Annotated in this window: 24 protein-coding genes, 1 tRNA gene and 1 pseudogene; 8 read left to right on the forward strand and 18 right to left on the reverse strand. The window is 64.5% G+C overall.

Annotated elements, in window-relative coordinates; translation table 11 throughout:
- Positions 1-77 precede the first annotated feature (77 nt).
- Positions 78-1,118: a LacI family DNA-binding transcriptional regulator gene (locus QFZ30_RS16225; protein WP_307080314.1), complete on the reverse strand. Its 1,041-nt coding sequence runs from the start codon at positions 1,116-1,118 to the stop codon at positions 78-80.
- Positions 1,119-1,345: 227 nt separating this feature from the next.
- Between QFZ30_RS16225 and QFZ30_RS16230 the strand changes: the two genes are divergently transcribed.
- Both QFZ30_RS16230 and QFZ30_RS16235 read left to right on the forward strand, forming a co-directional pair.
- Positions 1,346-2,311, forward strand: coding sequence for a sugar phosphate isomerase/epimerase family protein (locus tag QFZ30_RS16230; protein WP_307077943.1), 966 nt, complete (start codon positions 1,346-1,348; stop codon positions 2,309-2,311).
- Between the two features lie 67 nt (positions 2,312-2,378).
- Positions 2,379-2,633 (forward strand): annotated as a pseudogene (locus QFZ30_RS16235) (Gfo/Idh/MocA family oxidoreductase); the annotation flags it as partial.
- A 227-nt stretch (positions 2,634-2,860) separates the two neighbouring features.
- Here the strand turns inward: QFZ30_RS16235 and QFZ30_RS16240 are convergent.
- The 8 genes from QFZ30_RS16240 to QFZ30_RS16275 all read right to left on the reverse strand — a co-directional run bounded on the left by QFZ30_RS16240 (position 2,861) and on the right by QFZ30_RS16275 (position 12,018).
- Entirely contained in the window at positions 2,861-3,733 is an 873-nt protein-coding gene (locus tag QFZ30_RS16240) for a sugar phosphate isomerase/epimerase family protein (RefSeq protein WP_307077944.1), read from the reverse strand.
- Positions 3,734-3,830: 97 nt separating this feature from the next.
- Positions 3,831-4,844: a Gfo/Idh/MocA family protein gene (locus QFZ30_RS16245; protein WP_307077946.1), complete on the reverse strand. Its 1,014-nt coding sequence runs from the start codon at positions 4,842-4,844 to the stop codon at positions 3,831-3,833.
- A gap of 59 nt (positions 4,845-4,903) precedes the next feature.
- A complete protein-coding gene (locus tag QFZ30_RS16250) occupies positions 4,904-5,815 on the reverse strand; it encodes a sugar phosphate isomerase/epimerase family protein (protein ID WP_307077947.1) in 912 nt (303 codons plus the stop codon).
- Between the two features lie 91 nt (positions 5,816-5,906).
- Complete coding sequence (locus QFZ30_RS16255) at positions 5,907-7,418, reverse strand: CoA-acylating methylmalonate-semialdehyde dehydrogenase (protein WP_307077950.1); 1,512 nt, start codon at positions 7,416-7,418, stop codon at positions 5,907-5,909.
- 70 nt (positions 7,419-7,488) lie between these two features.
- Positions 7,489-9,417: a 3D-(3,5/4)-trihydroxycyclohexane-1,2-dione acylhydrolase (decyclizing) gene (iolD, locus tag QFZ30_RS16260; RefSeq protein WP_307077952.1), complete on the reverse strand. Its 1,929-nt coding sequence runs from the start codon at positions 9,415-9,417 to the stop codon at positions 7,489-7,491.
- A gap of 34 nt (positions 9,418-9,451) precedes the next feature.
- Positions 9,452-10,375 carry a Cgl0159 family (beta/alpha)8-fold protein gene (locus QFZ30_RS16265; RefSeq protein ID WP_307077954.1) on the reverse strand — a complete coding sequence of 308 codons (924 nt, stop codon included), beginning with the start codon at positions 10,373-10,375 and terminating at the stop codon, positions 9,452-9,454.
- Entirely contained in the window at positions 10,372-11,406 is a 1,035-nt protein-coding gene (iolC, locus tag QFZ30_RS16270; RefSeq protein WP_307077956.1) for a 5-dehydro-2-deoxygluconokinase, read from the reverse strand. The genes QFZ30_RS16265 and iolC overlap by 4 nt, the downstream gene beginning before the upstream one ends.
- A gap of 207 nt (positions 11,407-11,613) precedes the next feature.
- Positions 11,614-12,018, reverse strand: a complete 405-nt coding sequence (locus tag QFZ30_RS16275; protein WP_307077957.1) for a tautomerase family protein — start codon at positions 12,016-12,018, stop codon at positions 11,614-11,616.
- 168 nt (positions 12,019-12,186) lie between these two features.
- On the opposite strand from QFZ30_RS16275, the gene QFZ30_RS16280 reads away from it, so the two are divergent.
- Together QFZ30_RS16280 and QFZ30_RS16285 are read left to right on the forward strand one after the other, a co-directional pair.
- Positions 12,187-12,546 carry an ArsR/SmtB family transcription factor gene (locus QFZ30_RS16280; RefSeq protein WP_307077960.1) on the forward strand — a complete coding sequence of 120 codons (360 nt, stop codon included), beginning with the start codon at positions 12,187-12,189 and terminating at the stop codon, positions 12,544-12,546.
- A complete protein-coding gene (locus tag QFZ30_RS16285) occupies positions 12,543-13,025 on the forward strand; it encodes an SRPBCC family protein (RefSeq protein WP_307077962.1) in 483 nt (160 codons plus the stop codon). The genes QFZ30_RS16280 and QFZ30_RS16285 overlap by 4 nt, the downstream gene beginning before the upstream one ends.
- Before the next feature lie 169 nt (positions 13,026-13,194).
- Here the strand turns inward: QFZ30_RS16285 and QFZ30_RS16290 are convergent, their stop codons facing one another.
- Together QFZ30_RS16290 and QFZ30_RS16295 are read right to left on the reverse strand one after the other, a co-directional pair.
- Complete coding sequence (locus QFZ30_RS16290; protein ID WP_307077964.1) at positions 13,195-14,040, reverse strand: aldo/keto reductase; 846 nt, start codon at positions 14,038-14,040, stop codon at positions 13,195-13,197.
- A gap of 40 nt (positions 14,041-14,080) precedes the next feature.
- Positions 14,081-15,331: an MFS transporter gene (locus tag QFZ30_RS16295; RefSeq protein ID WP_307077966.1), complete on the reverse strand. Its 1,251-nt coding sequence runs from the start codon at positions 15,329-15,331 to the stop codon at positions 14,081-14,083.
- A 170-nt stretch (positions 15,332-15,501) separates the two neighbouring features.
- Here QFZ30_RS16295 and QFZ30_RS16300 point away from each other — a divergent pair, with 170 nt between their 5' ends.
- A complete protein-coding gene (locus QFZ30_RS16300; protein WP_056346690.1) occupies positions 15,502-15,951 on the forward strand; it encodes a MarR family winged helix-turn-helix transcriptional regulator in 450 nt (149 codons plus the stop codon).
- Between the two features lie 143 nt (positions 15,952-16,094).
- On the opposite strand, the gene sucD is transcribed toward QFZ30_RS16300, so the two are convergent.
- From sucD to QFZ30_RS16330, 6 genes are all read right to left on the reverse strand, one after another.
- Positions 16,095-16,997: a succinate--CoA ligase subunit alpha gene (sucD, locus tag QFZ30_RS16305; protein WP_307077968.1), complete on the reverse strand. Its 903-nt coding sequence runs from the start codon at positions 16,995-16,997 to the stop codon at positions 16,095-16,097.
- 11 nt (positions 16,998-17,008) lie between these two features.
- Positions 17,009-18,178, reverse strand: a complete 1,170-nt coding sequence (sucC, locus tag QFZ30_RS16310; protein ID WP_307077970.1) for an ADP-forming succinate--CoA ligase subunit beta — start codon at positions 18,176-18,178, stop codon at positions 17,009-17,011.
- 221 nt (positions 18,179-18,399) lie between these two features.
- Entirely contained in the window at positions 18,400-19,107 is a 708-nt protein-coding gene (locus tag QFZ30_RS16315) for a hypothetical protein (protein WP_307077972.1), read from the reverse strand.
- Positions 19,108-19,127: 20 nt separating this feature from the next.
- Positions 19,128-20,426, reverse strand: coding sequence for a glycosyltransferase (locus QFZ30_RS16320; RefSeq protein ID WP_307077974.1), 1,299 nt, complete (start codon positions 20,424-20,426; stop codon positions 19,128-19,130).
- Positions 20,427-20,540: 114 nt separating this feature from the next.
- A complete protein-coding gene (gene pcrA / locus QFZ30_RS16325) occupies positions 20,541-23,099 on the reverse strand; it encodes a DNA helicase PcrA (protein WP_307077976.1) in 2,559 nt (852 codons plus the stop codon).
- Between the two features lie 97 nt (positions 23,100-23,196).
- Positions 23,197-24,027 carry an inositol monophosphatase family protein gene (locus tag QFZ30_RS16330; protein ID WP_307077978.1) on the reverse strand — a complete coding sequence of 277 codons (831 nt, stop codon included), beginning with the start codon at positions 24,025-24,027 and terminating at the stop codon, positions 23,197-23,199.
- Positions 24,028-24,059: 32 nt separating this feature from the next.
- On the opposite strand from QFZ30_RS16330, the gene QFZ30_RS16335 reads away from it, so the two are divergent.
- A complete protein-coding gene (locus QFZ30_RS16335) occupies positions 24,060-24,719 on the forward strand; it encodes a hypothetical protein (RefSeq protein ID WP_307077980.1) in 660 nt (219 codons plus the stop codon).
- Here the strand turns inward: QFZ30_RS16335 and QFZ30_RS16340 are convergent.
- The gene (locus QFZ30_RS16340; RefSeq protein WP_307077982.1) at positions 24,700-25,461 is read right to left on the reverse strand and encodes a DUF998 domain-containing protein; all 762 of its coding nucleotides are present in this window, start codon (positions 25,459-25,461) and stop codon (positions 24,700-24,702) included. The two genes, QFZ30_RS16335 and QFZ30_RS16340, sit on opposite strands and share 20 nt — an antisense overlap.
- 83 nt (positions 25,462-25,544) lie before the next feature.
- Here QFZ30_RS16340 and QFZ30_RS16345 point away from each other — a divergent pair.
- Both QFZ30_RS16345 and QFZ30_RS16350 read left to right on the forward strand, forming a co-directional pair.
- Positions 25,545-25,617, forward strand: a tRNA-Arg gene (locus QFZ30_RS16345).
- A gap of 1 nt (position 25,618) precedes the next feature.
- Positions 25,619-26,092, forward strand: coding sequence for a DUF6314 family protein (locus QFZ30_RS16350; protein WP_307077985.1), 474 nt, complete (start codon positions 25,619-25,621; stop codon positions 26,090-26,092).
- The last annotated feature ends 2 nt before the right edge of the window (positions 26,093-26,094 follow it).

Consider the following 26,094-nt stretch of genomic DNA (forward strand, 5'->3'; position numbering starts at 1 on the left):
GAGCTCAAGGCCCTCCCCTAGATCATGGTGAGTCGCAGCACGTTTTGTCAATAGTTTGTCCTGACATTAGGATGTTTTTACGTAAATTTGATCGGCCCCGTGGCGAACGAGGTGCTGTTACTTCCCAGCTTCCAGGCCTCCGCGGGTGGCGCCGTTGTCCTGCGGACGATCAAACGAGGGTCACTGACTACGTGGACGGGACCGCCCCGGCCTTCCAATCGATCAACCGCACGGTCGACGGCAGCGACGGCCAGCAGAGGCGCCTCCGAACTGACGGACGAAAGCTGCACGAACCTGAGCTGCGCAAGCTGACTGTTGTCGAAGCCAAGGACCGATACGTCCTCGGGGACACGCAGCCCCGCAGCCCGCAAGCTTTCCATCACACCCAGAGCCGATCGGTCGTTGAACGCAATGACAGCAGAAGGGAGGCTCCCCTGGAGCGAATCCCCAGCCCTCAAACCGTCGTCTTCCCCGGGCCCGCCAGGAATGATGACCGGCTCAAGCTGGCGGCCCATCATCTCGAGCCGAAAAGCATCCCGGCGCCGCGCGGCCGAGACGGCCGATCCACCGTCGACATGGACAATATTCCAGTGCCCCAGGCCCGTCAGGTGTTCTACCGCTACGCGGACGCCGGCACGATCGTCGCTGCTGATCGAGTCAACGAAGGCGCCAACGTCGTCACGCAGGAGGCTTACGACAGGAACGCGACCGGCATAGCGCTCCAGTTCCCTGATGCCCAAGCTCGGCGCGATGACAATCAACGCTTCCGAGCCGAAGTCAAGAAGCCCGTCAATCGCCCGCGCTTCAGATCGGCTGCGGCCGACCGCACTGAGCACCACTTCGTAGCCCCGCTCTGCAGCCTGGGCGTAGACCGCGTCGACGATTTCCGCGTGGAATGGGGCACTGCCATGGAAGGTGACACCGAGCAGCCTCGTCCTGCTGCTCCGGAGCAACCGCGCCCGGCTGTCCGGCCGGTAGCCCAAGTCCCGCGCCACAGTGAGGACCCTCTCCCGGGTGGGTCCCGCGGCCCCCGGAGCGCCCCGCATCACAATCGAGACCAGCGCCCTGGAAACGCCCGCCGCTTGGGCGACATCCATCAGAGTTGGGCGGCGCTGCATTTCCGTCACACTTCTCCTTCGTTACGAGCACGATTAGAACGTTCTAGACATGATGGCGGTCACATGTAACGATAGTCCACTAGAACGATCTAAATTATCCCCGCAGAAACGCTCACGGGGCCAGTAGCTGTCAGAACCACAGTGGCCTCCCCCGTTACCCCCCGTGAAAGAGCATTCGTGGCTGATCCACCACCTCCACAAATTTCGCACCAAAGAACGGATACCCAATGAAGATTGGTTTGATCACAGATTCAGTGAGCCGGCTTCCATTTGACCAGGCGCTGGACTTGGCCAGGGAACTTGCCTTGAGCTCGGTTGAGGTGGCCACCGGTAACTGGTCCGAGAGTCCACATGCCGACCTTCCGACGCTGAAGTCCTCCGCGCTGGCCAGAAGCGAGTTCCAGGACCTGGTGGTCGGCCGCGGTCTGGAAATCAGCGCTCTGAACGCCAACGGCAACCAGCTCCACCCTGTCTCCGGAGCCAGGCACGATCAGGTGGTGCGCGACTCCATCACCGTCGCCGGAGAACTAGGTGTTCCCACGGTGGTGCTGATGTCTGGTTTGCCGGCAGCGCGCGGCGACTCCACCCCAAACTGGATTACTAGCGCGTGGCCCCCGGAAAACCTCGACGTTCTTGACTACCAGTGGAAAGAGGTCGCCGTTCCCTACTGGCGCGAACTGGCAAAGTTCGCTGCCGACAACGGCGTACGGCTTGCGGTGGAGCCATGCGGCAACCAGCTGGTCCACAATGTCGCAACAATGCAACGGCTGCTTAACGAAGTCGATAACGAAGCGGTCGGAACCAATCTGGACCCCTCACACCTGATGTGGATGGGAGCCGACATTCCTACTGTCGTCCAGGCGTTAGGCAGTTCCATCTACCACGTGCATGCAAAAGACATCCGTGTGGAACTCCCCCATGCCCGGCAAAATGGAATGCTGGACACCACCCCCCTAGACCAGCCGCGAGCACGCGCCTGGAACTACGTCACCCTCGGTCTCGGACACGCCCAAGGGGCCACCTTCTGGGCAGACTTTGTTTACCAGCTCCGCGCGGTTGGTTACGACGGAACTCTCAACATCGAGCATGAAGACACCCTGGTGAGCTCATCGGAGGGCGTTCGCCGCGCCGCAAAACTTCTGGGCGACGTCGTCCTCACCGAGACCCCAGACTGGTCCCCGGCAAGAATCTGAACCACTGGGACAGGCCACGGGCTCTTGGCCCGGTCCGCATCAAAATCATTGAACTGGATACGGAGCAGGCGGCAGGTACTTCCACGCTCCGTTCATTGAAGCGGCGGACGGGATCGAATTGGTTGGCATTGTGGCCCGCTCGGAAACGAAGAGGGCGCGGGCCGAAGCGGACTTCCCAGAGCTGCCCGCCTATGGGAGCCTTGCCGAACTGCTGGACGCCGGCGTGGACCCGGTGACCATCACCATCCCGCCGCACACCCGCCGCGACCTGGTCATGGAAGCCATCGAAGCAGGCGTGCATGTGGTGGCCGATAAGCCCTGACGATTCGGCCGCGTTTGGGCGGCCGGCGACATTTCCGCGAGGTACACAGGGACGATGACGGAGGCGCCGAAGGCCGCACCGAACAGGAGCGTGGAGGTGACGAGCCCTTCGGTCAACGGTGTGAGGCCGAGGTCCCGCTTTCTTCGGATTGGCCGGCTCGGTGGTGCCCGGGCGCTGGGCCTGGACCGCGGTGGGGTTCGATATGGTCTGCTTCGCGTCGGTCCCCACTACTTGACCTTATCGATGTACCGGCCCATCGTCTCCAGCTGGTAACGGGACACGTCCTCGGCGTTGTCGTCCTCGGCGAAGACACTGGATACCATCACTGTGTTGTCCTTGTCCAGGAAGCCGATTTCCTTGAGCCCGCCGAAGAACTCGTCCCAGTTGACGTCGCCGTCGCCGATCTTCAGGTGCTGGTGCACCCGTACGGCGTTTCCGGGCGGGTTGGTGATGTAACGCAGGCCGTGGGAGGCGTGGTGGTCCATGGTGTCCGAGGCGTGGACGAGGCGCAGCTTGTCCCCGGCGGCCCTCATGATCTCCAAGGGCTTGTTGCCCATGTGGAACGAGTGTGAGGCCACGTAGACCATGCCGATGTTGGGCGAGTTGAGCCCGCGGATGACGCGGATGGCGGCCAGGCCATCTTCGACGAAGTCGTCCGGGTGCGGGTCGATCAGGACATCCAGGCCCTCCCGCTCGATGATCGGCAGCAGCTCTTCCATGGAGCGGTAGAAGGCGCGCTCGGATTCCTCGGCCTTCTCGGGGCGGCCGCTGAATTCGGTGTTCATGGTGCTGACGCCGAGGTCTAGGGCGATTTGGATGGCGCGCTTCCAGTAGCGGACGGCAGCTTCGCGGGCGTCCTCGTCCGGACCGGACCAGCGCAGGACCGGCAGGACTGACGCGATTTCGACGCCGGCATCCTTGCACGCCTTGTTCATCTGGGCCACCAGCTCATCGTCGGCTTTGGGGTGGTTGTAGAAGGGGATCATGTCCGCATGCGGAGTCAGCTGCAGGTACTTGTATCCGAGGTCGGCGGCCACGCGCGGAAATTCCAGCAGGCTGTGGCTGTGATGGAAAGGGGTGGGGTCCAGGGCGATTTTCATGGTCACTCCTTTGTGGTTTGGAAAACTTCGATGGTGCGTGCAAGAAGGCGGTCCGCCGGCTGCTGCCGACAGACCGCCTCGTGGTTTGCAGGAGCTGTTAGTTGTAGAGGTCCGGCTTGGCGTTGAGCTGGACCTTGACCTTTGCGCCCGACTTCTGGGCCTCGACGCCGGCCTCGCAGCAGGCAGCGGTGGCGTAGCCGTCCCAGGCGGTGGGGCCGCCGATTTCGCCACGGCGGGCAGCGTCCGCCCAGGCCTGGACCTCGACGTCATACGCCGCGCCGAAGCGCTCCTCGAAGCCGGGGGTAACCGAGCCGCCCCAGCGGCCGGCCGACTGGACGTACGGTCCGGCGTCGCCGCCGATGCTCACGATGCCGTCCTCGAAGGAGGCCTGCGTGGCCACCTGGTAGCCAAACTTGGCGTTAACGTAGATCTCGACGTCGGCCAGGACGCCGGATTCGGTTTCGAGCAGGACGTGCTGCGGATCGTGCTGGCCGTTCGGGGCGTTGCGGGTGGCTTTGCCCAGGCGGACCTGCACGGAGGTGATCTCCTCGCCGGTGAAGAAGCGGATGGCGTCGAACTCGTGGACCACGGAGTCGTTGATCAGCATTTCGTTGGTGAAGCCGGCGGGCGTGGTGGGGTTGCGGTGCTGGTGGTGGAGCATCAGCAGCTCGCCGAGTTCGCGGTCGCGGATGACGGAGCCCAGGGCGACGTATTCGGCGTCGAAGCGGCGCATGAAGCCCACCTGGATGCGCTTGTGTCCCAGCGCCGTTTCGGCCTGGACAACTCTCCACGCGCTTTCGGCGTCCGGGGTGAGCGGCTTTTCGCAGAGGATCGGGAAGCCCTTCTCCAGTGCCTTGTAGAGGATTTCCTCGTGGAGGAACCCCGGCGTGGCGATCAGCACGGCGTTGACGTCGCCGTTGTTGAGCGCCTCGTCGGCGCTGGCCAGGGCCACGGCGCCGTCGATCCCTTCGATGGCGGCCTGCGCCCGGGAGAGGTCGACGTCGACGACGGCGGCCACTTCAGCGCCGTGGATGCGGGTGCTGAGCCGCTTAATGTGGTCCGCACCCATGCGGCCTGCGCCGATGACGGCAACGCGGAGAATGTCAGTCATTGTTCTGTCCTTAGGTATGGGGGGCTGGCTGAAGCTGGTGCCAGCTGACGGTGGTGCTTCTAGCTGACGGTGGTGCGGGAGCCGCAGGAGAGCAGGAAGTTGCGGGTTCGCTTGGCGATGGGCATCGGCACGTCGAAGTCCACGGGGTACATGTCCTGTTCCACGATGCCAAAGATCGGCCGGTTCAGGCCTTCCACTGCCTCGATGACGGCGCGCAGGTCGGGGAGGCCGTTGGGGGGCTCGGTCATAACGCCGGCGAGGTTGGCCGCTGCCCAGGTCATGTTTTCTTCGTTGACTTTCTTCAGGACGTCCGGGTTGATCTGCTTCAGGTGCAGGTAGCCGATGCGGTCCGGGTAGTTCTTGATGAGCTCGAGGCTGGATGCTCCGCAGTATTCGGCGTGGCCGGTGTCCAGGCACAGATTCAGGTAGTCGGGGTCCGTGGCGGCCAGCAGGGTTTCAATGTCCTGCTGAGCACCAACGTGCGAGTCGGCGTGCGAGTGGAACTGCTGCTTCAGGCCGAAGTCCTCCAGGAGAACCTTGCCCATGCGGTTGTGGCCCGCGAAGAGGTCCGCCCACTGTTCCTCTGAAAGCTCGCCGCTTTCCACTGCCTCACCGGTAACATCGTCGCGCCACATGGCCGGAATGACCACGATGTGCTCGCCGCCCATTGCTGCGGTCAATTCGGCCACTTTGCGGGCCGGCTCCCAGGCCTCGTCGTATTGCCTGGCACCGCGGTGGAAGGCCGTGAAGACCGTTCCCGCGGTGACCTTCAGATCGCGGGCCTTGAGTTCCTCGGCCAGCCGCGTGGGATCGTTCGGCAGGTACCCGTAGGGACCCAGTTCGATCCACTTGTAACCCGATTCGGCCACTTCGTCGAGGAAGCGTTCCCACGGAGTCTGTTGGGGATCATCCGCGAACCACACGCCCCACGAGTCCGGAGCGGTGCCGATGATCAGGTTGTTCTTAGTCATGTCCATTCCTTCTCATCGATTGCTCCGCAAGCGCCCTTTTGGACGGTCAAAACGGCGGCTGCGGAGCAATCGATCGTGCTGTGTGGGGGTGTTAGTTGGACGGGAAGTTGTAGGAGGCGCCGGAGGCGTGGGTGGGTTCGGGCCAGCGGGACGTAACTACTTTGCCGCGGGTGTAGAAGGAGACGCCTTCGGGGCCGTAGATGTGCTTGTCGCCGAAGAGCGATGCCTTCCAGCCGCCGAAGGAGTGGTAGGCGACCGGGACGGGCAGGGGCACGTTGATGCCGATCATGCCCACGGTCACGGAGCGCTGGAACGTGCGGGCGTTGGCGCCGGAGGAGGTGAAGATGGCGGTGCCGTTCCCGTACGGGTTGGCGTTGATCAGCCTGATGCCTTCCTCCAGGTCAGCGACGCGGACGACGACGAGGACGGGGCCGAAGATTTCCTCAGTGTAGGCGGTCATCCCGGTCTTCACGTGGTCCAGAACGGTGGGGCCCACCCAGAAGCCGTCCTCGTGGCCCGGGACCACCAGGTCACGGCCGTCCACCACCATCGCCGCTCCCGCGGTTTCGGCTTCGGTGACGATCCGGACGATCCTGTCCTTGGAGGCCGTCGTGATGACCGGGCCCATCTCGGCGCCGGGGACGGTGCCGTTGTTAACCTTCACGGCCAGGGCTCGCTCTTCGACTTTCTTCACCAAAAGGTCCGCGGCCTCACCGACGGCCACTGCCACGGAGATGGCCATGCAGCGTTCCCCGGCGGAACCGAAAGCGGCCGCGGCGAGGTGGTCCGCTGCGTTGTCCAGGTCCGCGTCCGGCATGATGATCGCGTGGTTCTTCGCCCCGCCCAGCGCCTGGACCCGCTTGCCATGCTTCGTGGCGGTCTCGTGGACGTACTGGGCGATCGGGGTGGAGCCAACGAACGAGATCCCGTCCACGTCCGGGTGGGTCAGGAGCCCGTCCACGGTTTCCTTATCCCCGTGCAGGACTTGGAAGACCCCGTCGGGCAGGCCTGCGTCCTTCCAGAGTTTGGCGAGCAGCATCGAGGCGGAGGGGTCGCGTTCGGAGGGCTTGAGGATGAACGCGTTCCCGGTCGCGATCGCCATGGGCGCCATCCACAACGGCACCATCACCGGGAAGTTGAACGGCGTGATCCCGGCCACCACGCCCAGGGGTTCGCGGAAGGAGAAGACATCGATGCCGGTGGAGACCTGATCCGAGTAATCGCCCTTAAGCAGCTGCGGAATGCCGCAGGCGAACTCCACCACCTCCAGGCCGCGGCCGATCTCGCCCTTCGCATCCGAGAGGACCTTGCCGTGCTCGGCCGTGATCAGCGCCGCGAGCTCATCCACGTGGGAGGCAACAAGTTCGCGGAACTTGAACAGCACGGCGGTGCGCTTCGCCAGGGAAATATCACCCCAGGAATCCGCGGCCGCCCGGGCAGCGGCCACCGTGGCATCCAGATCTGCCCGGTTCGCCAGCCGCAGCTCCGCGGACACGGCGCCAGTGGCCGGGTTGTAGACCGGCTGGGCGCGGTCGCCGTCGCCCGGGGTTTCTGCCCCGTTGATGAAGTGGTTGATGGTGGTGGTGACGGTCGTCGTTGACATGGTGTTGGACTTCCTTGGTCTGTGGCTGAGGTGGGTTTGCGGCGGCGCGTGGGCTGTGGCTGGTGCGGGCTCAGCCGAGCAGTTTGCGCTGGCGGTTCTTGCGGTCGGTGTAGGTCGTGAAGGCCTGCCGCGTGGAATCGAGGTCTGAAACCTGGGAGACGGGAACGTCCCACCATGATTCGGAGCTCGGCGCGTCCAGCAGTGGGTCGGATTCAACGTGGATCAGGATGGGGCCGCCGCGTTCAGGCGCGGCCTTGGCGTCCCGGATGGCCTGTTCGAGTTCGGCGATGACCTTCTCCCCCGGCTCGATCCGGATCACCTTCACGCCGAGGCTTTCGGCATTCAGGGCCAGGTCCACCGGCAACGTTTCGCCTTCGTCGAAGCTGTGCTGCTCCTCGTTCAGTACCCGGTACTGGGTGCCGAAACGCTGCGAGCCAAGGGATTCGGAGAGCGAGCCGATGGAGGCGTAGCCGTGGTTCTGGATCAGAACGACGATCAGCTTGATGCGTTCGGCGACGGCGGTGACCAGTTCGGTGTGCATCATCAGGTAGGAGCCGTCCCCCACCATGACCACGACGTCCCGGTCCGTGCCGCCGCGCGCGGCTTCTGCCAGCGCGGCGCGCTTGACGCCGAGCCCGCCCGGGATTTCGTAGCCCATGCAGGAATACGCATATTCCACGTGGTAGCCGAACGGGTCACGGACGCGCCACATCTTGTGCAGGTCGCCGGGCAGGGAACCCGCAGCGCAGATAACGACGTCCTGGGCGTCCATGGCCCGGGACGTGGCGCCGATGATCTCGTTCTGGGCCGGCAGCGGCGTGAATCGGGTGTCGAAGGCTTCGTCCACCGTCGAGTCCCAGCGCTTCTTCTCCGCGGTGATCGCCGCTTCGAGGTCCGCGCCGACGCGGTAGCCGCCCAGGGCCTGGTTCAGCTTGACCAGGGCCTTGCGGGCGTCCGCGACGATCGGCAACGACGTGCCGTGCTTGTACGCGTCGATGGCGGCGACATTGATATTGATAAAGCGCACGTCAGGGTTCTGGAACGCGGTCCGCGAGGCGGTGGTGAAGTCCTCGTAGCGGGTACCGATTCCGATGATCAGATCGGCCTCGGCAGCGATGGCGTTGGCCGCCGTCGTACCGGTGGAGCCGATCGCGCCGAGCGAGAACTGGTGGTCCCACGGCAGGACGCCGACGCCGGCCTGGGTGTTTCCCACCGGGATGCCCGTCAACTCAGCAAATGCAGCGAGTTCCTCGTTGGCGTAGGCGTAGAGGACGCCGCCGCCGGCGATGACCAGCGGACGCTTCGCGGCACGGATGGCCTCCGCGGCACGGCGGATGTCCTCGTCGTCGGCATCGGGGCGGCGGATCCGCCACTCGCGCTCAGCCAGGAACTCCTCAGGCACGTCGAAGGCCTCCGCCTGGACATCCTGCGGCAGCGAGATGGTGACGGCACCGGTTTCGGCCGGATCCGTCAGGACGCGCAAGCCGTGGTGGAAGGCCGAGAACAGCTGCTCCGGGCGGGTCACCCGGTCGAAGAATTTGGACAAGGGCCGGAAGGCGTCGTTGACGGTGATGTCGTAGGCGTAGGGCTGCTCGAGCTGCTGCAGGACGGGGTCCGCGGCGCGGGTGGCAAACGTGTCACTCGGCAGCAGCAGCACCGGCAGTCGGTTGGTGGTGGCCAGCGCGGCGCCGGTGAGCAAATTCGAAGATCCCGGACCGATCGAGGTGCTGATGGCAAACGTCTGGCGGCGGCGGGTGTGCCGGGCGTAGCCGACAGCCTGGTGCACCTGGGCCTGCTCGTTGCGGCCCTGGTAGTACGGCATGATGCTCGGATCGAGCTGCTGGTACTGCTTCAACGCCTGGCCGACGCCGGCAACGTTGCCGTGGCCGAAGATGCCGAATGTCCCCGGAATCAGCCGCTCCCGGTACTCAACGCCGCGGATGGAATCGACCGTGTACTGCCTGGAAAGGTACTCGACAACCGCCTGGGCGACTGTCATTCTGCGTGTTGCTGTTCCTGTACTCATGGGGACGTTACTCCGATACTTTCGCTGATGACTGCAGCACGGGCGACTTGAGCAGCGAGGCGGCGGTGGCGACGGCCCCTGCCACATCGCCGTCGGCCGGGTATAGCAGCGCCCGGCCCACGGTGAGGCCCTGGACCCCGGGCAGGGCCAACGCGGCCTGCCAGCTGGCGAAGACCTCATCCTGGGTGCCTTCCGGGTCCCCGCCCAGGAGCACTGTCGGCAGCGTGGTTGCCGCCATCACGCGCTCCATCTCGGCCACCACTGGCAGCTTCATCCACGTGTAGGCGCTCGTGGAGCCCAGGCTCTGGGCGATCGCGATGGACTTGATGACGGCGTCCGGGCTGAGGTCGTTGCGGACCCTGCCGTTCTTCCAGACCGAGAGGAACGGTTCCACCATCGCGATCAGCTTGCGTGCCGCGAGGGAATCGACCGCCCGCGCCGTGGCTTCCAGGGCGGAGGCGGTGTCCGGGTCGCCGAGGCAGATCCGGGTCAGCATCTTGCCGCCGTCGGCCCCCAGTGCCTCCAGGGCTGCGGCCGTGTGGCCGGTGAACCGGTCATCGATTTCATTGACGAGCCCGGCCAGGCCACCACGGTTCATCGAGCCGAAGACAAGCTTGCCTTCCAGCGCCCCGAGGAGAAGCAGGTCATCCATGATGTCCGGGGACGCCAGGACACCGTCCACGGCGGGATTAGCCAGGGCGATCTGCAAACGGTCCAACAAATCCAGGCGGTCCGCCATGGCCACCGGATCATTTCCCACCGAGAGGGCCCCCCGGGCCGGATGGTCGGCAGCAACAATGAAGTTCTGCACCCCATACTTCAGTCCCGGATGGCGGCGACGGGTGGCTGCCGCGCGGGCAACGGCGTCGGGGTCTTCGAGCCGGAGCGCGCTGAGGTGCTGGTAGCGGCGGGGATCATCGTTGGCGCTCAAGACGCTGCTCCTTCGGAAACTGTGGTGTGGGACGGGCGTGCGGCAGCGGCACCGGCGAGGGCGGGTGCCAAGCGGCCGCGTTCGGCCAGCAGCGTGGTGACTTCCTCCGGCGTCGGCATGGCGTCGGCGCAGGAAAGGCGGGAGGCCACGATGGCGCCGGCGGCGTTGGCGTAATCCAGGACCTGGGCCAGCGGCCAGCCGGACAGCAGTCCGTGGCAGAAGGCTCCGCCGAACGAGTCACCGGCGCCGAGGCCGTTGACGGTTTGCACCGGGACCGGCGCGGACACAACACGTTCGGTGCGGGTCTTCGCCATCACGCCTTCCGGCCCAAGCTTGACCACGGCGATCTCGACGCCGGCGGCCAGCAGCCGGTCGGCCTGCTCGTCAGGGGTCCCTTCGCCCACGGCGACGGCACATTCCTTGTCATTGCCGATAGCCACCGTGACATGCGGCAGGATCTTGGCAATCTCGGCCCGCGCGTCCTCTTCGGAGGCCCAGAACATGGGCCGGTAGTCCAGGTCCAGGATGGTGTACTGGCCTTCCTTGAGACCGGTCCGCGGACGGGCGGCGTGGGCGGCCAGATGGGCCTCGCGGCTGGGCTCCTGGCACAGGCCAGTCACCGTCGACCAGAAGATCCCGGCCTCGCGGATGGCATCAAGGTCCAGTTCCGCGGCTTTGATCTGCAGGTCCGGCGCCGTGGGGAAACGCCCGTAGAAGTAGAGCGGAAAATCATCAGGGGGCATGATGGCGCAGAACGTCACCGCTGTCGGCCACTCCTGCACCGGCGTCACGAACGTATCGTCCACGTTGAACTTGTGCAGTTCACGGTGGAGGTATTTCCCGAAGGCGTCGTCGCCGGTGCGCGTGATCACGCCTGCATTGCGGCCATGCCGCGCAGCGGCCACGGCCACATTGGACGCGGAACCACCGAGGTACTTCCCGAAGGACGTCACGTCCTCCAGGCCCACCCCGATGTCGTTCGGATAGATATCAACGCTGATGCGCCCGATCGTGAGCAGTTCGTGGGTCACGGTAATCGCGGACCTTTCTGATTTGAACTCTGTACCTCTGAACAGCTAGTGCTCCGGTTCCTGGCCGGCCCCCGTGAGCGGGGCCACATCCACTACTTTGCCCTAAAACCATTGTCCTGTCAAAGGTTTGTACTGACATATTTACAACACGGCATAATGCGGCAAACCGGCGTCCGGGAACCGCTTATGCAGGACTTCGGGCGTCGGCTATTTGCGGGGAACCGACAGTTCTCCCGTGACGTATTGGGCCCGCCCGAAGCCGAAGGACCAGTCGCCGGCGGAATTCTCCACGTATCCGATAAATACATCCTCACCGGCAACATCCAGCTCCGCCAACCGGTCAGCAATCGCCGCAAAAAGGGACTGCTTCGCCTCCTGGCTCCTGCCGGCCTGCGTAAAGATCTGGATCATCACCACATCGGGGGTGCGCTCGAAGCCCAGCCCTGCATCCTGGGCCACAATCTGGCCCTGCTGGTGCTCGGTCAGGACGTGGAAATAGTCCCGCTCTGGGATTGCATACTCCGCGAGGATTGCATCATGGATGCCCTGACTCAGTCGGCGCAGCTCGTCGGCGCTGCGCCCTTGATTGACATCGATTCGTACCAATGGCATGTCTTCATCTCCCTAAGTTTGTCCTGACATACTAACAAACTTCCAACGTAGTGAGCAAGAAACATCCATAGACCCCTTCCGCGCGGGCCTGGCGGGGCCTATTATAAAACAACCAGATAGTTTATCAACCATTTAGTTGATTACTGATTAAGAAAGGCCTGCACCACGATGAACCCCGACGACGGCACCCTGGACTCGGCCTTTATGGCCCTGGCCGACCCCGTGCGGCGGCGGATCATCGCCCGGCTTAGCCGCGGGCAGGCAACAGTCAACGAATTAGCGGAACCCTTCGCGATCACCAAACAGGCGGTCTCGAAGCACATCCAGGTCCTCGAGCAGGCAGGGCTCGTCACCCGCAGCAGGGAAGCCCAGCGCCGGCCCGTCCACCTGAATCCCGCACGGCTGGAGGCTCTCACCGCATGGATCGACCAGTACCGGCTGGTCCGCGAAGAGCAGTTCCGCAGCCTGGACGCCGTGCTCAGATCCAGCGCCGCCAACGGCGGCAACCACCTTAAGGAATCATCATGAGCAATCCGCTGAACCTCACCATTCCTGAAGGACTCCCCTTCATCGACTACGACCGCGAATTCGACTTCCCGGTGGCGGACGTCTTCCGCGCACACAAGGACCCGGATCTCATCGTCCAGTGGCTCGGCCCGCGGGGACTGAAGATGGACATCGACCACTACGATTTCCGCACCGGCGGCAGCTACAGCTACCTCCACACGGGGCCCGACGGCGTCGCTTACGAGTTCAGCGGGGTCTTCCACACCGTGAGGGAAAACGAATTCGCCATCCAGACCTTCGAGTTCGGCGGCTACCCGGATGTTGTCAGCCTTGAATTCATGACGTTTGAGGACCTCGGCAACGGACGCACCCGCCTGCGGGGCCACTCCGTCTACCCCACCCAGGAGGCCCGGGACGGCATGGCGCAGTCAGGCATGGAAGGCGGCATGACCGAGGGCTACGAGCGGCTCGACGAACTCCTCAGCGGCGCCAAGGTCTAGGACAGCCACTAAACGAATACGACGGCGGCCGGTCACCTTGCCGAAGAAGGTGACCGGCCGCCGTCGTACTGGTGGTCGCGCTTGTTGAAACCCGTCCTCGCTCCGGTGGTCGCGCTTGTTGAAACCCGTCCCCGCTTCGGTGGTCGCGCTTGCCGAGGGAGTGCCCTTCCTAGCCGTTGAACTCCGCCGGGTGCGGACCCGTGCGGCCGTCCCGCTCCAGGCCGTCGATGACGGACAGCTCATCCACCGTCAGGTCGAAGCCGAAGACGTCCAGGTTCTCCTGGATCCGCTGAGGGGTGACGGACTTGGGGATGATGATCCGGCCCTGCTGCAGGTGCCAGCGCAGAATGGCCTGCGCGGGACTGACTCCATGCCTTGCCGCGATCTCCGCGACTGCCGGATCCGCCAGCACGGCGCCCTGAGCGAGCGGGCTCCAGGCCTCCGTGGCGATCCCGTGGGCTGCATTGAAGTCCGCAATGTCCCGCTGCTGGAGTGCCGGGTGGAGTTCAATCTGGTTGACCGCCGGGACCGTGCCGCCCAGATCGATGATCTTCTGCAGGTGCCCGGGGAGGAAGTTGGAGACGCCGATGGCCTTGACCTTGCCGCTGCCCAGCAGCTGCTCCAGCGCCCGCCAGGACTCGAGGTACAGGCCGGTTGCCGGCGCCGGCCAGTGGATGAGGTAGAGGTCCAGGTAATCCAGTCCCAGCTTGTCCAGGCTGGCCTCGAACGCGGCCAGCGTGGCGTCGTAGCCGAGGTCGGCAACCCACAGTTTGGACGTAATGAACAGTTCTTCCCGGCCGATGCCCGCCTCGGCGATGGCGCGTCCCGTGCCTGCCTCGTTCCCGTAGATGGCGGCGGTGTCGATGCTCCGGTAACCGGCTGCAAGCGCGTGGCTGACCGCGGCGGTGGTGTCGTCGTCGGACACCTGGAAGACGCCGAACCCCAGTTGCGGCATCCGCACGCCGTTGTTGAGAGTGATCTCGGGGATGGACGTGGTGATGGGTGTGGAAGTCATGGGTTCTCCTGTTGCAGGTTGAGGATTGAGGCTTGAAGCTTTAGTGCAGGACGGCGATGTGCTCGGCAGCCACGCGTCCGCCGGGGGCGGCATGGGCCTCGGGGACGCCCTCGGTGTCGGCGTCGGCGGATGTCTGGCGGACGGCCCGCTTGGCTCCGACGGCGGCGATGATCATCACCACGAGCCCCAACAGGGTGATGCCGGCCCCGGCCCAGATGGGTGAGGTGTAGCCGAGTCCGGCCGTGATGGTCACTCCGCCGAGCCAGGCGCCGAGGGCGTTCCCGACGTTGAAGGCCCCGATATTTGCGCCGGATGCGAGAGTGGGGGCGCTGGAGGCGTACTTCATCACACGCATCTGCAGTCCCGGCACGGTGGCGAATCCGAAGCCGCCCATCAGGACGATGGAGACGACGGTGAGCACCTGGTTGCCAGCGGTCAGGGCAAAGCCGACGAGCACCACCATCAGCACGGAGAGCACCACCACGAGCGTGCGGTCCACGTTGCGGTCCGCGGCCTTGCCGCCGATGGTGTTGCCGACGAAGAGGCCCACTCCGAACACGATGAGCAGCCACGGCACGGTGGGGGCCGCGAAGCCGGAGACTTCGGTGAGTGTGAAGGCGATGTACGTGAAGGCGCCGAACATACCGCCGTAGCCGAGGATCGTGACGAGGATGGAGAGCCACACCTGGCCGGAACGGAAGGCGCCCAGTTCACTGCGCAGGGTTCCGGGCGTGGTGTCCCCGTGGCCGGTCTTCGGGACCAGCGCGAGGATGCCCGCCAGGGCGATAGCTCCGATGACCGTGATGGCCCAGAACGTGGAGCGCCAGCCTGCGGCCTGTCCCAGCATGGTGCCGAACGGCACGCCCAGGACGTTGGCGGCGGTGAGCCCGGTGAACATGATGGCGATGGCGCCGGCCTTTTTGGTGGGGGCAACCATGTCCGCGGCCACCACGGCTCCGATCCCGAAGAAGGCACCGTGAGCCAAGGCGGCGATGATCCGGCCGACCATCATCATCCCGTAATCGGGAGCTATGGCGGAGATCAGGTTGCCGGCGATGAACAGCACCAGCAGGACGGCGAGTACGGGCTTGCGTTCGAAGCGGGTCACCGCCGCGGTCAGCACCAACGCGCCGACCACGACGGCGAGGGCGTACCCGGAGATCAGCCAGCCTGCCGTGGCCTCGCTGGCCTGGAAGTCGGCGGCAACCTCGGGCAGCAGGCCCATGATCACGAACTCGGTGAGTCCGATGCCGAACCCGCCGAGGGCGAGGGCTATCAGGCCAATGGGCATGTGGATGCTCCTTTGAAAACTGTACGGAATAAGATAGGACGCGTAAGCTAGTAGTTGCAGACGCGTTATTTATTGTTGCACGAGCAGATACACCGCGCAAGCAACTATTATCGATTGTGCTCCGCCTCACGCCGTCAGGCGGCTGGAGCACCCGGGAGAGGAAAAGACAGATGGGCATCAAGGACGACGCCGTGGAGGTCCGGGCACAGGGTTGGCGCACGCTCGCGGCGCTGCACGGCCTGATCGAGGGTGAGCTGGAACGCTCCCTGCAGGCAGAATCAAAGCTGTCAGTAGTGGAGTACACCGTTCTGGATGCGCTGAGCCGCCAGGACGGCTGGCACATGCGCATGCAGCAGCTCGCCCGCGCCACCGCGCTTAGCGCCAGCGCCACCACCCGGCTGGTCAACAGGCTTGAGGACCGTGCCTTGTTGACCCGGATCCTCTGCGCGGACGATCGCCGCGGCATCTACACCGAGCTCACGCCCAGCGGCATCGCCCTGCTGGAGGAAACCCGGCCGGTCCATGACGCCACCCTGGAACGCGCCCTGGCGGAGGCCCAGGAGATTCCCGAGCTGGCCGCGCTGGTGGACGCGCTCCCCCGGCTCCACGCGAACGCCTAGTCACCGCGCCCGCACCAAGTACGACGGCGGACGGTCACCTTCCAGAAGAAGGTGACCGTCCGCCGTCGTACTTAACCAAAACGCGGAGCCACCTGGACCGTCCGGAGAGGACGGCAGGTGACCCCGCGCTGTACTTTTTGGTGCTAGAGCGTTGCGAAAACTTCGCGCAGCAGCTTGGCGGTCTCGGACGGCGTCTTGCCGACCTTCACGCCAGCAGCCTCAAGGGCTTCCTTCTTGGCCTGGGCGGTTCCGGCGGAACCGGAGACGATGGCGCCGGCGTGGCCCATGGTCTTGCCTTCGGGAGCGGTGAAGCCTGCAACGTAGCCAACAACCGGCTTGGTGACGTTGGCCTTGATGAACTCGGCCGCGCGCTCTTCAGCGTCGCCGCCGATTTCGCCGATCATCACGATCGCCTTGGTTTCGGGGTCTGCCTCGAACGCAGCAAGGGCGTCGATGTGCGTGGTGCCGATGACGGGGTCGCCGCCGATGCCGATGGCGGTGGAGAAGCCAAGGTCGCGCAGTTCGTACATCATCTGGTAGGTCAGGGTTCCGGACTTGGAAACCAGGCCGATGGGGCCCTTGCCCGTGATGTTCGCCGGGGTGATGCCCACCAGGGCCTCACCCGGGGTGATGATGCCGGGGCAGTTCGGGCCGATGATGCGGGTGACCTGGTTGCCGTCGGCGTCAAGCTTGGACTGGGCCAGTGCCCAGAACTCGGCGGAATCCTGGACCGGAACGCCTTCGGTGATGACGACGACCAGACCGATACCGGCCTCGATGGCTTCAACGACGGCGTTCTTGGTGAAGGCCGGCGGGACGAAGACGATGGATACGTCAGCCCCGGTCTCTGCGATGGCTTCCTTAACGGTGCCGAAGACAGTGATTTCGTTCTCGCCGTGCAGGACCGTGGTGCCGGCCTTGCGGGCGTTGACGCCGCCAACAATGTTGGTGCCGGCCTTCAGCATGAGGGCCGTGTGCTTGGTGCCTTCGCCGCCGGTGATGCCCTGGACGATGACCTTGGAGTCCTTGTTCAGATAGATAGACATGGTGCGTCCCTTTACTTAGCTGCGTTGGCGAGCTCGGCGGCCTTGTCGGCGCCCTCGTCCATGGTGGCGGCCAGGGTAACCAGCGGGTGGTTGGCCTCGGCCAGGATGCGGCGGCCTTCCTCAACGTTGTTGCCGTCGAGGCGGACTACCAGCGGCTTGTTCGCGGAGTGGCCGAGCTCGGCAAGTGCACCAACGATGCCCTTGGCGACGGCGTCACATGCGGTGATGCCACCGAAGACGTTCACGAACACGGATCTGACCTGCTCGTCGCCCAGGATGACGTCAAGGCCTGCAGCCATGACCTCAGCGGATGCTCCGCCGCCGATGTCCAGGAAGTTGGCGGGCTTGACGTTGCCGTGGTTCTCACCGGCGTAGGCAACAACGTCCAGCGTGGACATGACCAGGCCGGCGCCGTTGCCGATGATGCCCACTTCGCCGTCCAGCTTGACGTAGTTGAGGTCCTGGGCCTTGGCCTTGGCCTCCAGCGGGTCAGCAGCGTCCTTGTCTTCCAGGAGTGCGTGCTTGGCGTGGCGGAAGTCGGCGTTCTCATCCAGCGAGACCTTGCCGTCAAGGGCCACGATCTCGCCCGCGCCGGTCTTTACCAGCGGGTTGACCTCAACAAGGGTGGCGTCTTCCTTCTTGAAGACGTCCCAGAGCTTGAGGATTACGCTGGCGACCTTGCCGCGCAGTTCCTCAGCAAAGCCTGCGGCTGCGACGATTTCGTCAGCTTTGGCCTGATCGATGCCGACGGCCGGATCGATGGCGATCTTGGCCAGCGCTTCGGGGCGTTCGACGGCGAGCTGCTCGATTTCCATGCCGCCTTCAACCGAGCACATGGCCAGGTAGTTGCGGTTGGCCCGGTCCAGCAGGACAGAGAAGTAGTATTCCTCAGCGATGTCAGCACCCTGGGCGATCATCACCTTGTTGACGGTGTGGCCCTTGATGTCCATGCCCAGGATGTTGGTGGAATGCTCAAGTGCCTCATCGGCGGTCTTGGCAACCTTCACGCCGCCGGCCTTACCGCGGCCACCGGCCTTAACTTGGGCCTTTACGACAGTTACGCCGCCGATCTTCTCGGCTGCTGCCTTTGCTTCTTCTGGGGTATACGCCACGATGCCAGCAAGCACGGGTACACCGTGCGCCTCGAACATATCGCGCGCCTGGTATTCAAACAGGTCCACGGTTTAGTGTCCTTCTACGTCGAAGTAGTTTCTGTACAGTCGGACACCATCGGAGACGATGACCGGGCTGCGGATTGCAGGCGCCTGCGACTGGTTGGAAACGAGCCACGCGGCGCACTGCTCCTCTGGGAACTCTAGTCCTTTCTGGGGACCGGCCCGTCCCAGAGTACCGCTTATGTGAGTAAGGACACTATTCTATGAAGCGTAGAAAAACCGCGGAATTACGGGGTTTTTGACGCTTGGGACGGTACCGGGGACGCCGTTTCGGGGGCCTTGGAAATAAGTTCGTAGCGTTCCCGTGCAACAAAGAATGCGACGCCGCCGGACACGTTTCCGCACGCCACCCCGCCGTTGTAGGCCGAGCAGCGCAGCCCGTTCCGTTCGATGTTCTGGCCCTCGGCGAGCACCGGCAGTTGGGTGAGGGGACCGGTCTTGCTCCCCTTGGGGCCGTATGCTGCCTCCATTTGTGTGACGCCGGAACGACATTCGCCGTACTTCGCGGATTCCGGCGTCAGCAGGGCGGTCCCGCCCAGGTAGCCCAGTCCGGTGCCGGCACAGTCGTCCTTGACGTCGGTTGCCGCGGGTTTGGCGTAGGTGGCCAGTTCGCAGTGCGCAACGGGGATGGTGGCCAGCCTGTTGTTGGCACTGTCGCTGAAGCTGTTCTCCTCATACGGGAGGTTGAGGTGTTCCCCACGGGCCGACGTCAGGGAACAGGCCACGTTGCGGTCCTCGGTGATGAAAGAGAGGATGTCCTCCCCCTGCGAGAAGCCTTTGGGGTCAACCAGTGGCGCCTGTTGGAGTTGTTCCAGCGCGGGCAGCGGCGGCGGCGGCACGTAGCCGGGGTCCTTGGTGGTGACGGTGCAGGCCGTGGCCGTCAGCAGCAAGAGGGCGGCCAGGATCCCCAATACAGTCCGTAGCATGGGCTCCATTATGCGCCATGCTGGGCATGTCAGGCCGTGGCGGGACGGCGGGCACCTTCGACGACGGCAGCGGACGCCTCGGCCGGATCCTCCGAATTGAACTGCTCACGCATCTGCAGTGCCCGATTTTTCCAGCCGGGATCCGTCAGGACGGCAGTGACAGCTTTGGCAAGGTCGCGGGGCTTGGGCGACTCCGTCCCCAGGCTGATGCCGACGCCGGCGTATTCCACCCTGGCGTTGACGTCGCTTTTCCCTTCGTTGATGCCGGAGACCACCAGGGGAACACCCTTGGACAGGCTGAGCAGGACGCCGCCAAAACCGCCGTTGCTGATAAACACATCGGTAAATTCGAAGACTTTGGCAAAGTCCACGTAGTCCTTCACAACAATGTTGGGCTGCGGGTAGCGCGCTTTCAGGGCCTCAGTTCCACGGCCGCCTGTGGCAACGATCACCAGTGCGTCCATATCCTTCACCGCTTCCAAGGCTGGGACGATGAGTTTGTTCTGGTCCAGGTTATCCACGGTTCCCTGCGTCACCAGCAGGGTGGTGGGATGGGCCGGCCATTCATCGTCACGGTCGGCCGCCGGACCTTCTTCCACGCTGGGCCGGTAGGGCAGGAGCGCGCCGACGTAATGGACTTTGGGGTTCACGTTCCGGCGGGGGAAATCGAAGGACTCCGGACCGGTCTGGATGACGGCCTCCGAACAGCGGTAGGGCTCATCTGTGAGGCGTCCACGGCGGGGCACTTCCTGTCCGTAAGTGGCGTGCTGCCGCCGGTAGCTCTGGTTGGCAGGGTTGAGAATAACCTTGTCCGACAGTAGCCCGGCTGCAGCCTGGACCACCTTTTCCAGCGGATTCCGGGGTGGTTTGAAGCCGAAAAAGAGCGGCGGCACCAACGGATCGCTTTCCATGTTCGGGATCGCCACAAAGTTCACCAAGGCTTTGCCCATCAAGTGGGAAACGAGCCGGTGAATGAACATGGAGCTGTCCACCACCGCCACGTCGAAGGGAAAATCCTCGTGCAACTCCCGGATGTCCTCGAAAAAATTGCTCACGTTGCTGGCAAAGATCTTTTCGCCGTCGAACCCAATCGCCCGGGGCCCCTTGAGCTTTGCCCGTTCCGGGTAAAGCTCGTTCAGGTTGTCCGCCCGGTGCTCCACCGCGCGGCGGAAAGGGAAGAGCGGAATGCCCATGTTCTGGAGTTTGTCCTGGTAAACCGGGCCGGTGTACCAGGCGACGTCATGGCCGCGGTCCTTGAGCCGCATCGCGACACCCGTCATGGGATTGAAATGGCCGTCGATGGCCTGGCTGGCGAACAGGATCTTCACGGTAGTGCCCCGAATCTGCCGTACGGAATTCGCCCAACCCCTAGCGGTTCAGTGGCTACCGGCGCGTTCCTGAACTGTATGACAGACGTACTCCTTGGACAAGGGCAAGCCGGCCTAGGCGTCGAGCTTGGTCAGTGGCGCATACCGAAGCAGGAGCCGCTTCTCCCCTACATCGAATTTGACCTTCGCCACGGTCTTATCCCCGGCGCCTTCCAGGGCCAGAACCGTGCCGTTGCCGAAGCTGGTGTGGTTGACCTTGTCCCCCACGCTGACGGCAACAATTTCCTTCTGCGGCTGGACCCGGCTTTTGGCAATGGCGGCCGGAACATCAGAATTGAAGCCGGCGCTGGAATCTGCAGCCGCCCCCCGGGCCGTCCCAGCGCCCCAGAAGGACCCGCCATAGCGGCTGGAACCGATGGGCGCGCCGCTGCCCCAGCCGCCGGACTGCCTGCTGGAACCCTCGCGTTTCCATTCCACCAGCTCGGATGGAATCTCTTCCAAGAACTGGCTGGCGGGGTTGTACTGGCTCTGGCCCCACATGCTGCGGACCTCGGAGCGGGTGACGTACAGCCGCTTGCGGGCGCGGGTCAGGCCCACGTAGGCGAGCCGGCGTTCCTCCGCAAGCTCCTTGGGATCCGTCGCAGACCGTTGATGCGGGAACAGCCCATGTTCCATTCCGGTCAGGAACACCACCGGGAACTCCAACCCCTTGGCGGTATGGAGGGTCATCAGCGTCACCACACCCAAGCGCTTGGCTTCAGCCACGGCAGCGTCGATGTCAGCTCCCGGGGCGTCCGGAATCTGGTCGGCATCGGCCACCAGGGACACCTGCTCCAGGAAAGCGCCCAGGGAACCTTCGGGATTCTCCTGTTCGTATTCACGCACGACGGCGACGAGTTCCGCCAGGTTCTCCACCCGGGACTCGTCCTGCGGATCAGTGCTGGAACGCAGCCCGGCAAGATACCCGGTCTGTTCGAGCACCGCTTCAAGGGCAGCGGCGGCGCCGGAGCCGGAGGCCACCTCGGCCAGGTCATCGAGGAGTTTCACGAAACCCAGGACGGCGTTGACGGAGCGGGTGGCCATGCCCGGCGCTTCCTCGGCCCGCCGGGCCGCTGCCATAAAGGACATGCGCTCACGCTGGGCGAGCGCGGCCACGGCTCCCTCGGCGCGGTCACCGATTCCGCGCTTGGGTTCGTTGAGCACCCGGCGCAGGTTGACGTCGTCGTCAGGGTTGACCAGAACGCGGAGATACGCGAGGGCGTCCTTGATTTCCTTGCGCTCGTAGAAGCGGGTGCCGCCCACTACTTTGTAGGGCAGGCCAACGCGGACCAGCACGTCCTCAATGGAACGGGACTGCGCGTTGGTGCGGTAGAAGATGGCCACGTCGCCGGGGCGGAGGTTGTCTTCGTCCTGGAGCCGGTCTATTTCCTTGGCGATGAACTGGGCTTCGTCGTGTTCGTTTTCGCCCACGTAGCCGATGATCTTGTGGCCTTCGCCCTCTGCCGTCCACAGTCTTTTTTCTGGACGGTTGGGGTTGCGCGAGATCACTGAGTTGGCGGCGCTCAGGATGTTCTGGGTGGAGCGGTAGTTTTGTTCCAACTTGATGGTGCGGGCGTCCGGGTAATCGTTCCCGAACTCCACGATGTTGCGGATGTCGGCGCCGCGGAAGGCATAGATGGACTGGTCGGAATCGCCCACTACGGTGAGCTCGGACGCTCCGGGTCCCTCGCCCACGATTTCACGCACCAGCGCGTACTGGGCGTGGTTGGTGTCCTGGTATTCGTCCACGAGGACGTGCCGGAACCTCCGACGGTAGGAATCGGCGAGCGCTGGGAAGGCGCGGAACATGTAGACGGTCTCAGCGATGAGGTCGTCGAAGTCCATGGCGTTGGCTTGGCGCAGCCTTTGCGTGTAGCCCTTGAAGACCTCCGCCACGGCGGACTCGAAGGGATCGTTATGGTTGGCGGCCGACGAGTAGGAATCGGCATCGATGAGTTCGTTCTTAAGCGCCGAGATCTTGTGCTGGATGGCCTTGGGCGCGAACCGCTTGGGATCCAGGTCCAGGCTCTTGGACACCTGCGTGACGAGCCGCAGCGAGTCGGCGGAGTCGTAGATGGAGAAGTTGGACTTCAGGCCGACGTTGGCCGCTTCCTGCCGAAGGATGCGCACGCAGGACGAGTGGAAGGTGGAGATCCACATGATCTTCGCGCGGCCGCCCACCAGGGCCTGGATGCGCTCCCGCATTTCCGCAGCTGCCTTGTTGGTGAAGGTGATGGCGAGGATCTCGCCATGGTGGGCGCGGCCGGTTGCGATGAGGTAGGCGATCCTGTTGCTGAGCACCCTGGTTTTGCCTGAGCCGGCACCGGCCACGATCAGCAGAGCACTGCCTGCATGCTTGACCGCCTCCTCCTGCTGCGGATTCAGGCCCTGAAGCAGTTGCGCGGCGTCTGGCCGGTGGTGTGCCTTGCGGTCAGCGTCCTGGGCCCCGCGCTGCTGGCTGCCAGCCTGCTGAGTATTCGCCCAGCCGACGGCATTTTCGGCTCCGCGCCCCGGCCCGCCACCGCCGATTCCCTCGGCCGCGGCAAGGCCTTCGGCGCGCGACTTGGTGCGGGCGGCGGCTTTGGGGGCGGCCTTGAACGGTCCGTCAGAGTACGGGTCAAACAACATATCCATGGTGCCTACAAGTCTAGGCGGTGGGGCCGACACTCACTTCCAGCCTGTGGATTACGCAGCCCGGTTAACCGTTCCCCCCGGGTCATAGGTCCGGGGCTCAGGCAACCGAGCCGGACTCAAGGGCGGCACGCAACTCCCGTACCGCCGTCGTGCCTCCTGCCATGAACCACTCCAGTCCGTTGACCCGGACAGTATCCGTGGCGCCGCCCGCGGCGCAGACAATCGCTTTGCCGGGCAGCCAGTCCCACTCGGGGCAGCTGTGCTGGAACCAGCAGCCCAGCTGGCCGTCTGCCACGCGGCCAAGGTCGCAGGATCCGGAACCGAGCATCCGCAGTGCTGCTGCCGATGTGGCGGCGGCGTGCCACGGCATGGCGCAGAGGGGATCAGCCAGCCAGGTCGGGTGGATATAGGTAGCCGCGCCGATTTCCGCCACCGCCGCACTGTTGCGGGCGCCGCCGTCGTCGTGGAAAACGGTCAGGGGTTCGCCGTTCAGCGTTGCCGGCTGGACGGCGCCGCCCAGCCAGAGTTTGTCCTCCTCGGGCTGGAAGATTGCCCCGAGCAGCACATCGGAAGAGTCCTTGAGGGCAATGGCCGAGCACCAGTAAGTGGAGCCGTGCAGGAAGTTGTAGGTGCCGTCCACGGGATCGATGACCCATGTCCGACCGCTGCGTCCTTGGACCGACGTGCCCTCTTCGCCCAGGATCCCGTCCTCCGGCCGGCAGCGCTGCAGCTGCTCCAGCACGTAAGCTTCCGCGGCGTGGTCCGCCGCCGTCACCACATCCGAAACGGACGTTTTCTGTTGCGACTGCAGTCCCGCCATCCGCATCAGGAGCGCCAGCTGTCCGGCCTCCCGGACCAGGGCGGACGCCAGCTGGTAGTCGTCCAGTGAGGAGTCGAGTTCAACAGCGCTGTGCCGGCCAATGGTCATGGCTTCAGTTTATGGGGCGGGATAATGGTGCCATGGCCAAAACACCAGCGCAGCGGATCAAAAAGCACGGCTCCAAGGCGGCTGTTCCGCAGCACCATCTTCCGCCGGTGATCAATCCCACCACAGCCCGTTCGCCGCAGAAGGCGCAGAGCAACAGCAACCTCATTCTCATCGCCGGTGTGGTGGCCAGCCTGTTCCTGTTCTGGTACGTCCATCTGCTGACGCTGGAACAGCTCACGCAGCTGTCCGGCGGCCTGGCAATGCCCGACTCGCTGGTGGGCGGGTTCGACCCCGCCTATATTGACCAGTTGCGCGCCTCCATGGACGACGACGCCCGTGGCCAGCTCAACTTCGTCCACAAGACGGCCGGAACCCTGTTCCCGCTCATCTTCGGCTTCACCTGGCTGCTCTTAATTGGCACCAACGTTGCCCGGAAGCAGCTCCGGTGGATTCTCTGGGCAGTACCGCTGCTGTTTGTGGTGGTCCGGTTGTGGGGCAACGTCACCATAGACTCGGTGTTGGGTTCGGAAGCGGCCGACGCCGGCCAGACCGCCTTGGCATCCGGGCTCACTGTTGCCGGCTGGGTCCTGTTGGTCCTTAGCCTGCTGGCCGGGGCGGCAGCGGTGTTTCTGGGGAAGACGCATCCGCGGAAACCCCGCGGACCGGAAGCAGTTACGCCGCCGCAGTCGTAGCGCGCAGTTCCTTCCGGTGCCGGTGCACCCGCTGTGCAATAACCAGCCCGGCGGACGCCACACCCACGGTAACCGGATAGCCCATCAGGCGTTCCAGCGTGCCGGGTTCCGGGACGTCCATCTGGGTCAGGCCGGCGGTAACCAGCGCGGCGAGCGATGCCACCCCGCACGCCAGGACGAACCATCCCAGCGGCGTCTGGTCAAGCCACAGAATGCCCAGAACCAGGACTGCCAGTGACCCGGCAATGAAGTACATCAGCGCGCCGGCAAAATGCCAGAAGGAGCCCAGGTCCTCCGGAACCAGGCCCACGATCATGGTGCCGGCACCGGCTGTACCGGTCAGCGCGCGCACGCCGAGAGCCGCCAGCCAGGGCTTCCTGCGGCGGCCGGGTTGCACGCTGGCACCGGCCCTCGCGGCGACGCACAGCAGCCCTGAGCCTAGGAGCAGCGCCCCCAGGAGCATTCCGAGGCCCTGCACTACAAACGAGGCATTCATCAGCCAGTGCAACGGAGAACAGACATCCCGGCCGTCGTAGATCCCGCACTGGACCGCCCCCAGGTCGCTGATGTAGCCCGTCCGTCGGTCATAGGGCAGCGGTCCCGCCCAGGCACGGATCACTGCCGCTTCCGCAGCAAAGTACTGCAGGACGCTCAAGACGGACCACGCGCCGATGTACTGCCGTGTGGAGGTTGTATCCGGGATATGGGCCACCGCGGGAGCGGACATGGGGGCTGATCTCATGCCAAGAGCGTAGTACGGGCTCCCACCTTGTATGCTTGTATCCGTGTCCGGACGGACCGGCCCTGCCGGAACAGCGGATACGCGCCCTCGTAGCTCAGTGGATAGAGCACGGCTCTCCTAAAGCCGGTGTCGTTGGTTCGATTCCAATCGAGGGCACTTGAAGCATCCCGAACCGGAGTTTGACCTCCGCGCCTACCTGCTCGGGTCAGCCACGGGCACGGCAGAGGCAGGATGCTGGACGGTGGAACGCCAGCTCCAGGACCGGGCGAACGGCACCCGCGGGACCTTTTCCGGCATCGTACTCTTTTCTCCCACGGACGACGGCGCCGTGGCTTTCCGCGAAGAAGGCACCATGCGCTGGCCCTCTTTCACTGGCCCCGCCTCACGCGAATACCTCCTGAAACCCGCCGGCCGGGCAGACGCCCTGGACGTATTTTTCACAAACGGGCGTACCTTCCACCGGATGAGCTTTACACCGGAAGCCAACCTGGACCAGCACTGGTGCGATCCGGACACCTACCGCGTGACCTATGTCTTCAAAGGCCCGGACCGGTTCAGCTACACGTGGGATGTGCGCGGGCCGGACAAGGACCTGCTGCTGACGTCCACCCTGCAGCGGCTAGGCTCGTAACC

The organism is Arthrobacter pascens (assembly GCF_030815585.1).
GTDB lineage: Bacteria > Actinomycetota > Actinomycetes > Actinomycetales > Micrococcaceae > Arthrobacter > Arthrobacter pascens_A.

Excerpts from the sequence above, each read along its gene's own strand:
- QFZ30_RS16255 (WP_307077950.1), bottom strand. The coding sequence starts at position 7,418 with ATGTCAACGACGACCGTCACCACCACCATCAACCACTTCATCAACGGG.
- QFZ30_RS16340 (WP_307077982.1), bottom strand. The coding sequence starts at position 25,461 with ATGAGATCAGCCCCCATGTCCGCTCCCGCGGTGGCCCATATCCCGGAT.
- QFZ30_RS16230 (WP_307077943.1), top strand. The coding sequence starts at position 1,346 with ATGAAGATTGGTTTGATCACAGATTCAGTGAGCCGGCTTCCATTTGAC.
- pcrA (WP_307077976.1), bottom strand. The coding sequence starts at position 23,099 with ATGGATATGTTGTTTGACCCGTACTCTGACGGACCGTTCAAGGCCGCC.
- QFZ30_RS16285 (WP_307077962.1), top strand. The coding sequence starts at position 12,543 with ATGAGCAATCCGCTGAACCTCACCATTCCTGAAGGACTCCCCTTCATC.
- QFZ30_RS16290 (WP_307077964.1), bottom strand. The coding sequence starts at position 14,040 with ATGACTTCCACACCCATCACCACGTCCATCCCCGAGATCACTCTCAAC.
- QFZ30_RS16245 (WP_307077946.1), bottom strand. The coding sequence starts at position 4,844 with ATGACTGACATTCTCCGCGTTGCCGTCATCGGCGCAGGCCGCATGGGT.
- iolD (WP_307077952.1), bottom strand. The coding sequence starts at position 9,417 with ATGACAGTCGCCCAGGCGGTTGTCGAGTACCTTTCCAGGCAGTACACG.
- QFZ30_RS16335 (WP_307077980.1), top strand. The coding sequence starts at position 24,060 with ATGGCCAAAACACCAGCGCAGCGGATCAAAAAGCACGGCTCCAAGGCG.
- QFZ30_RS16295 (WP_307077966.1), bottom strand. The coding sequence starts at position 15,331 with ATGCCCATTGGCCTGATAGCCCTCGCCCTCGGCGGGTTCGGCATCGGA.
- QFZ30_RS16300 (WP_056346690.1), top strand. The coding sequence starts at position 15,502 with ATGGGCATCAAGGACGACGCCGTGGAGGTCCGGGCACAGGGTTGGCGC.
- QFZ30_RS16315 (WP_307077972.1), bottom strand. The coding sequence starts at position 19,107 with ATGGAGCCCATGCTACGGACTGTATTGGGGATCCTGGCCGCCCTCTTG.
- QFZ30_RS16225 (WP_307080314.1), bottom strand. The coding sequence starts at position 1,118 with ATGCAGCGCCGCCCAACTCTGATGGATGTCGCCCAAGCGGCGGGCGTT.
- sucD (WP_307077968.1), bottom strand. The coding sequence starts at position 16,997 with ATGTCTATCTATCTGAACAAGGACTCCAAGGTCATCGTCCAGGGCATC.
- QFZ30_RS16275 (WP_307077957.1), bottom strand. The coding sequence starts at position 12,018 with ATGCCATTGGTACGAATCGATGTCAATCAAGGGCGCAGCGCCGACGAG.
- QFZ30_RS16240 (WP_307077944.1), bottom strand. The coding sequence starts at position 3,733 with ATGAAAATCGCCCTGGACCCCACCCCTTTCCATCACAGCCACAGCCTG.
- QFZ30_RS16330 (WP_307077978.1), bottom strand. The coding sequence starts at position 24,027 with ATGACCATTGGCCGGCACAGCGCTGTTGAACTCGACTCCTCACTGGAC.
- QFZ30_RS16280 (WP_307077960.1), top strand. The coding sequence starts at position 12,187 with ATGAACCCCGACGACGGCACCCTGGACTCGGCCTTTATGGCCCTGGCC.
- QFZ30_RS16250 (WP_307077947.1), bottom strand. The coding sequence starts at position 5,815 with ATGACTAAGAACAACCTGATCATCGGCACCGCTCCGGACTCGTGGGGC.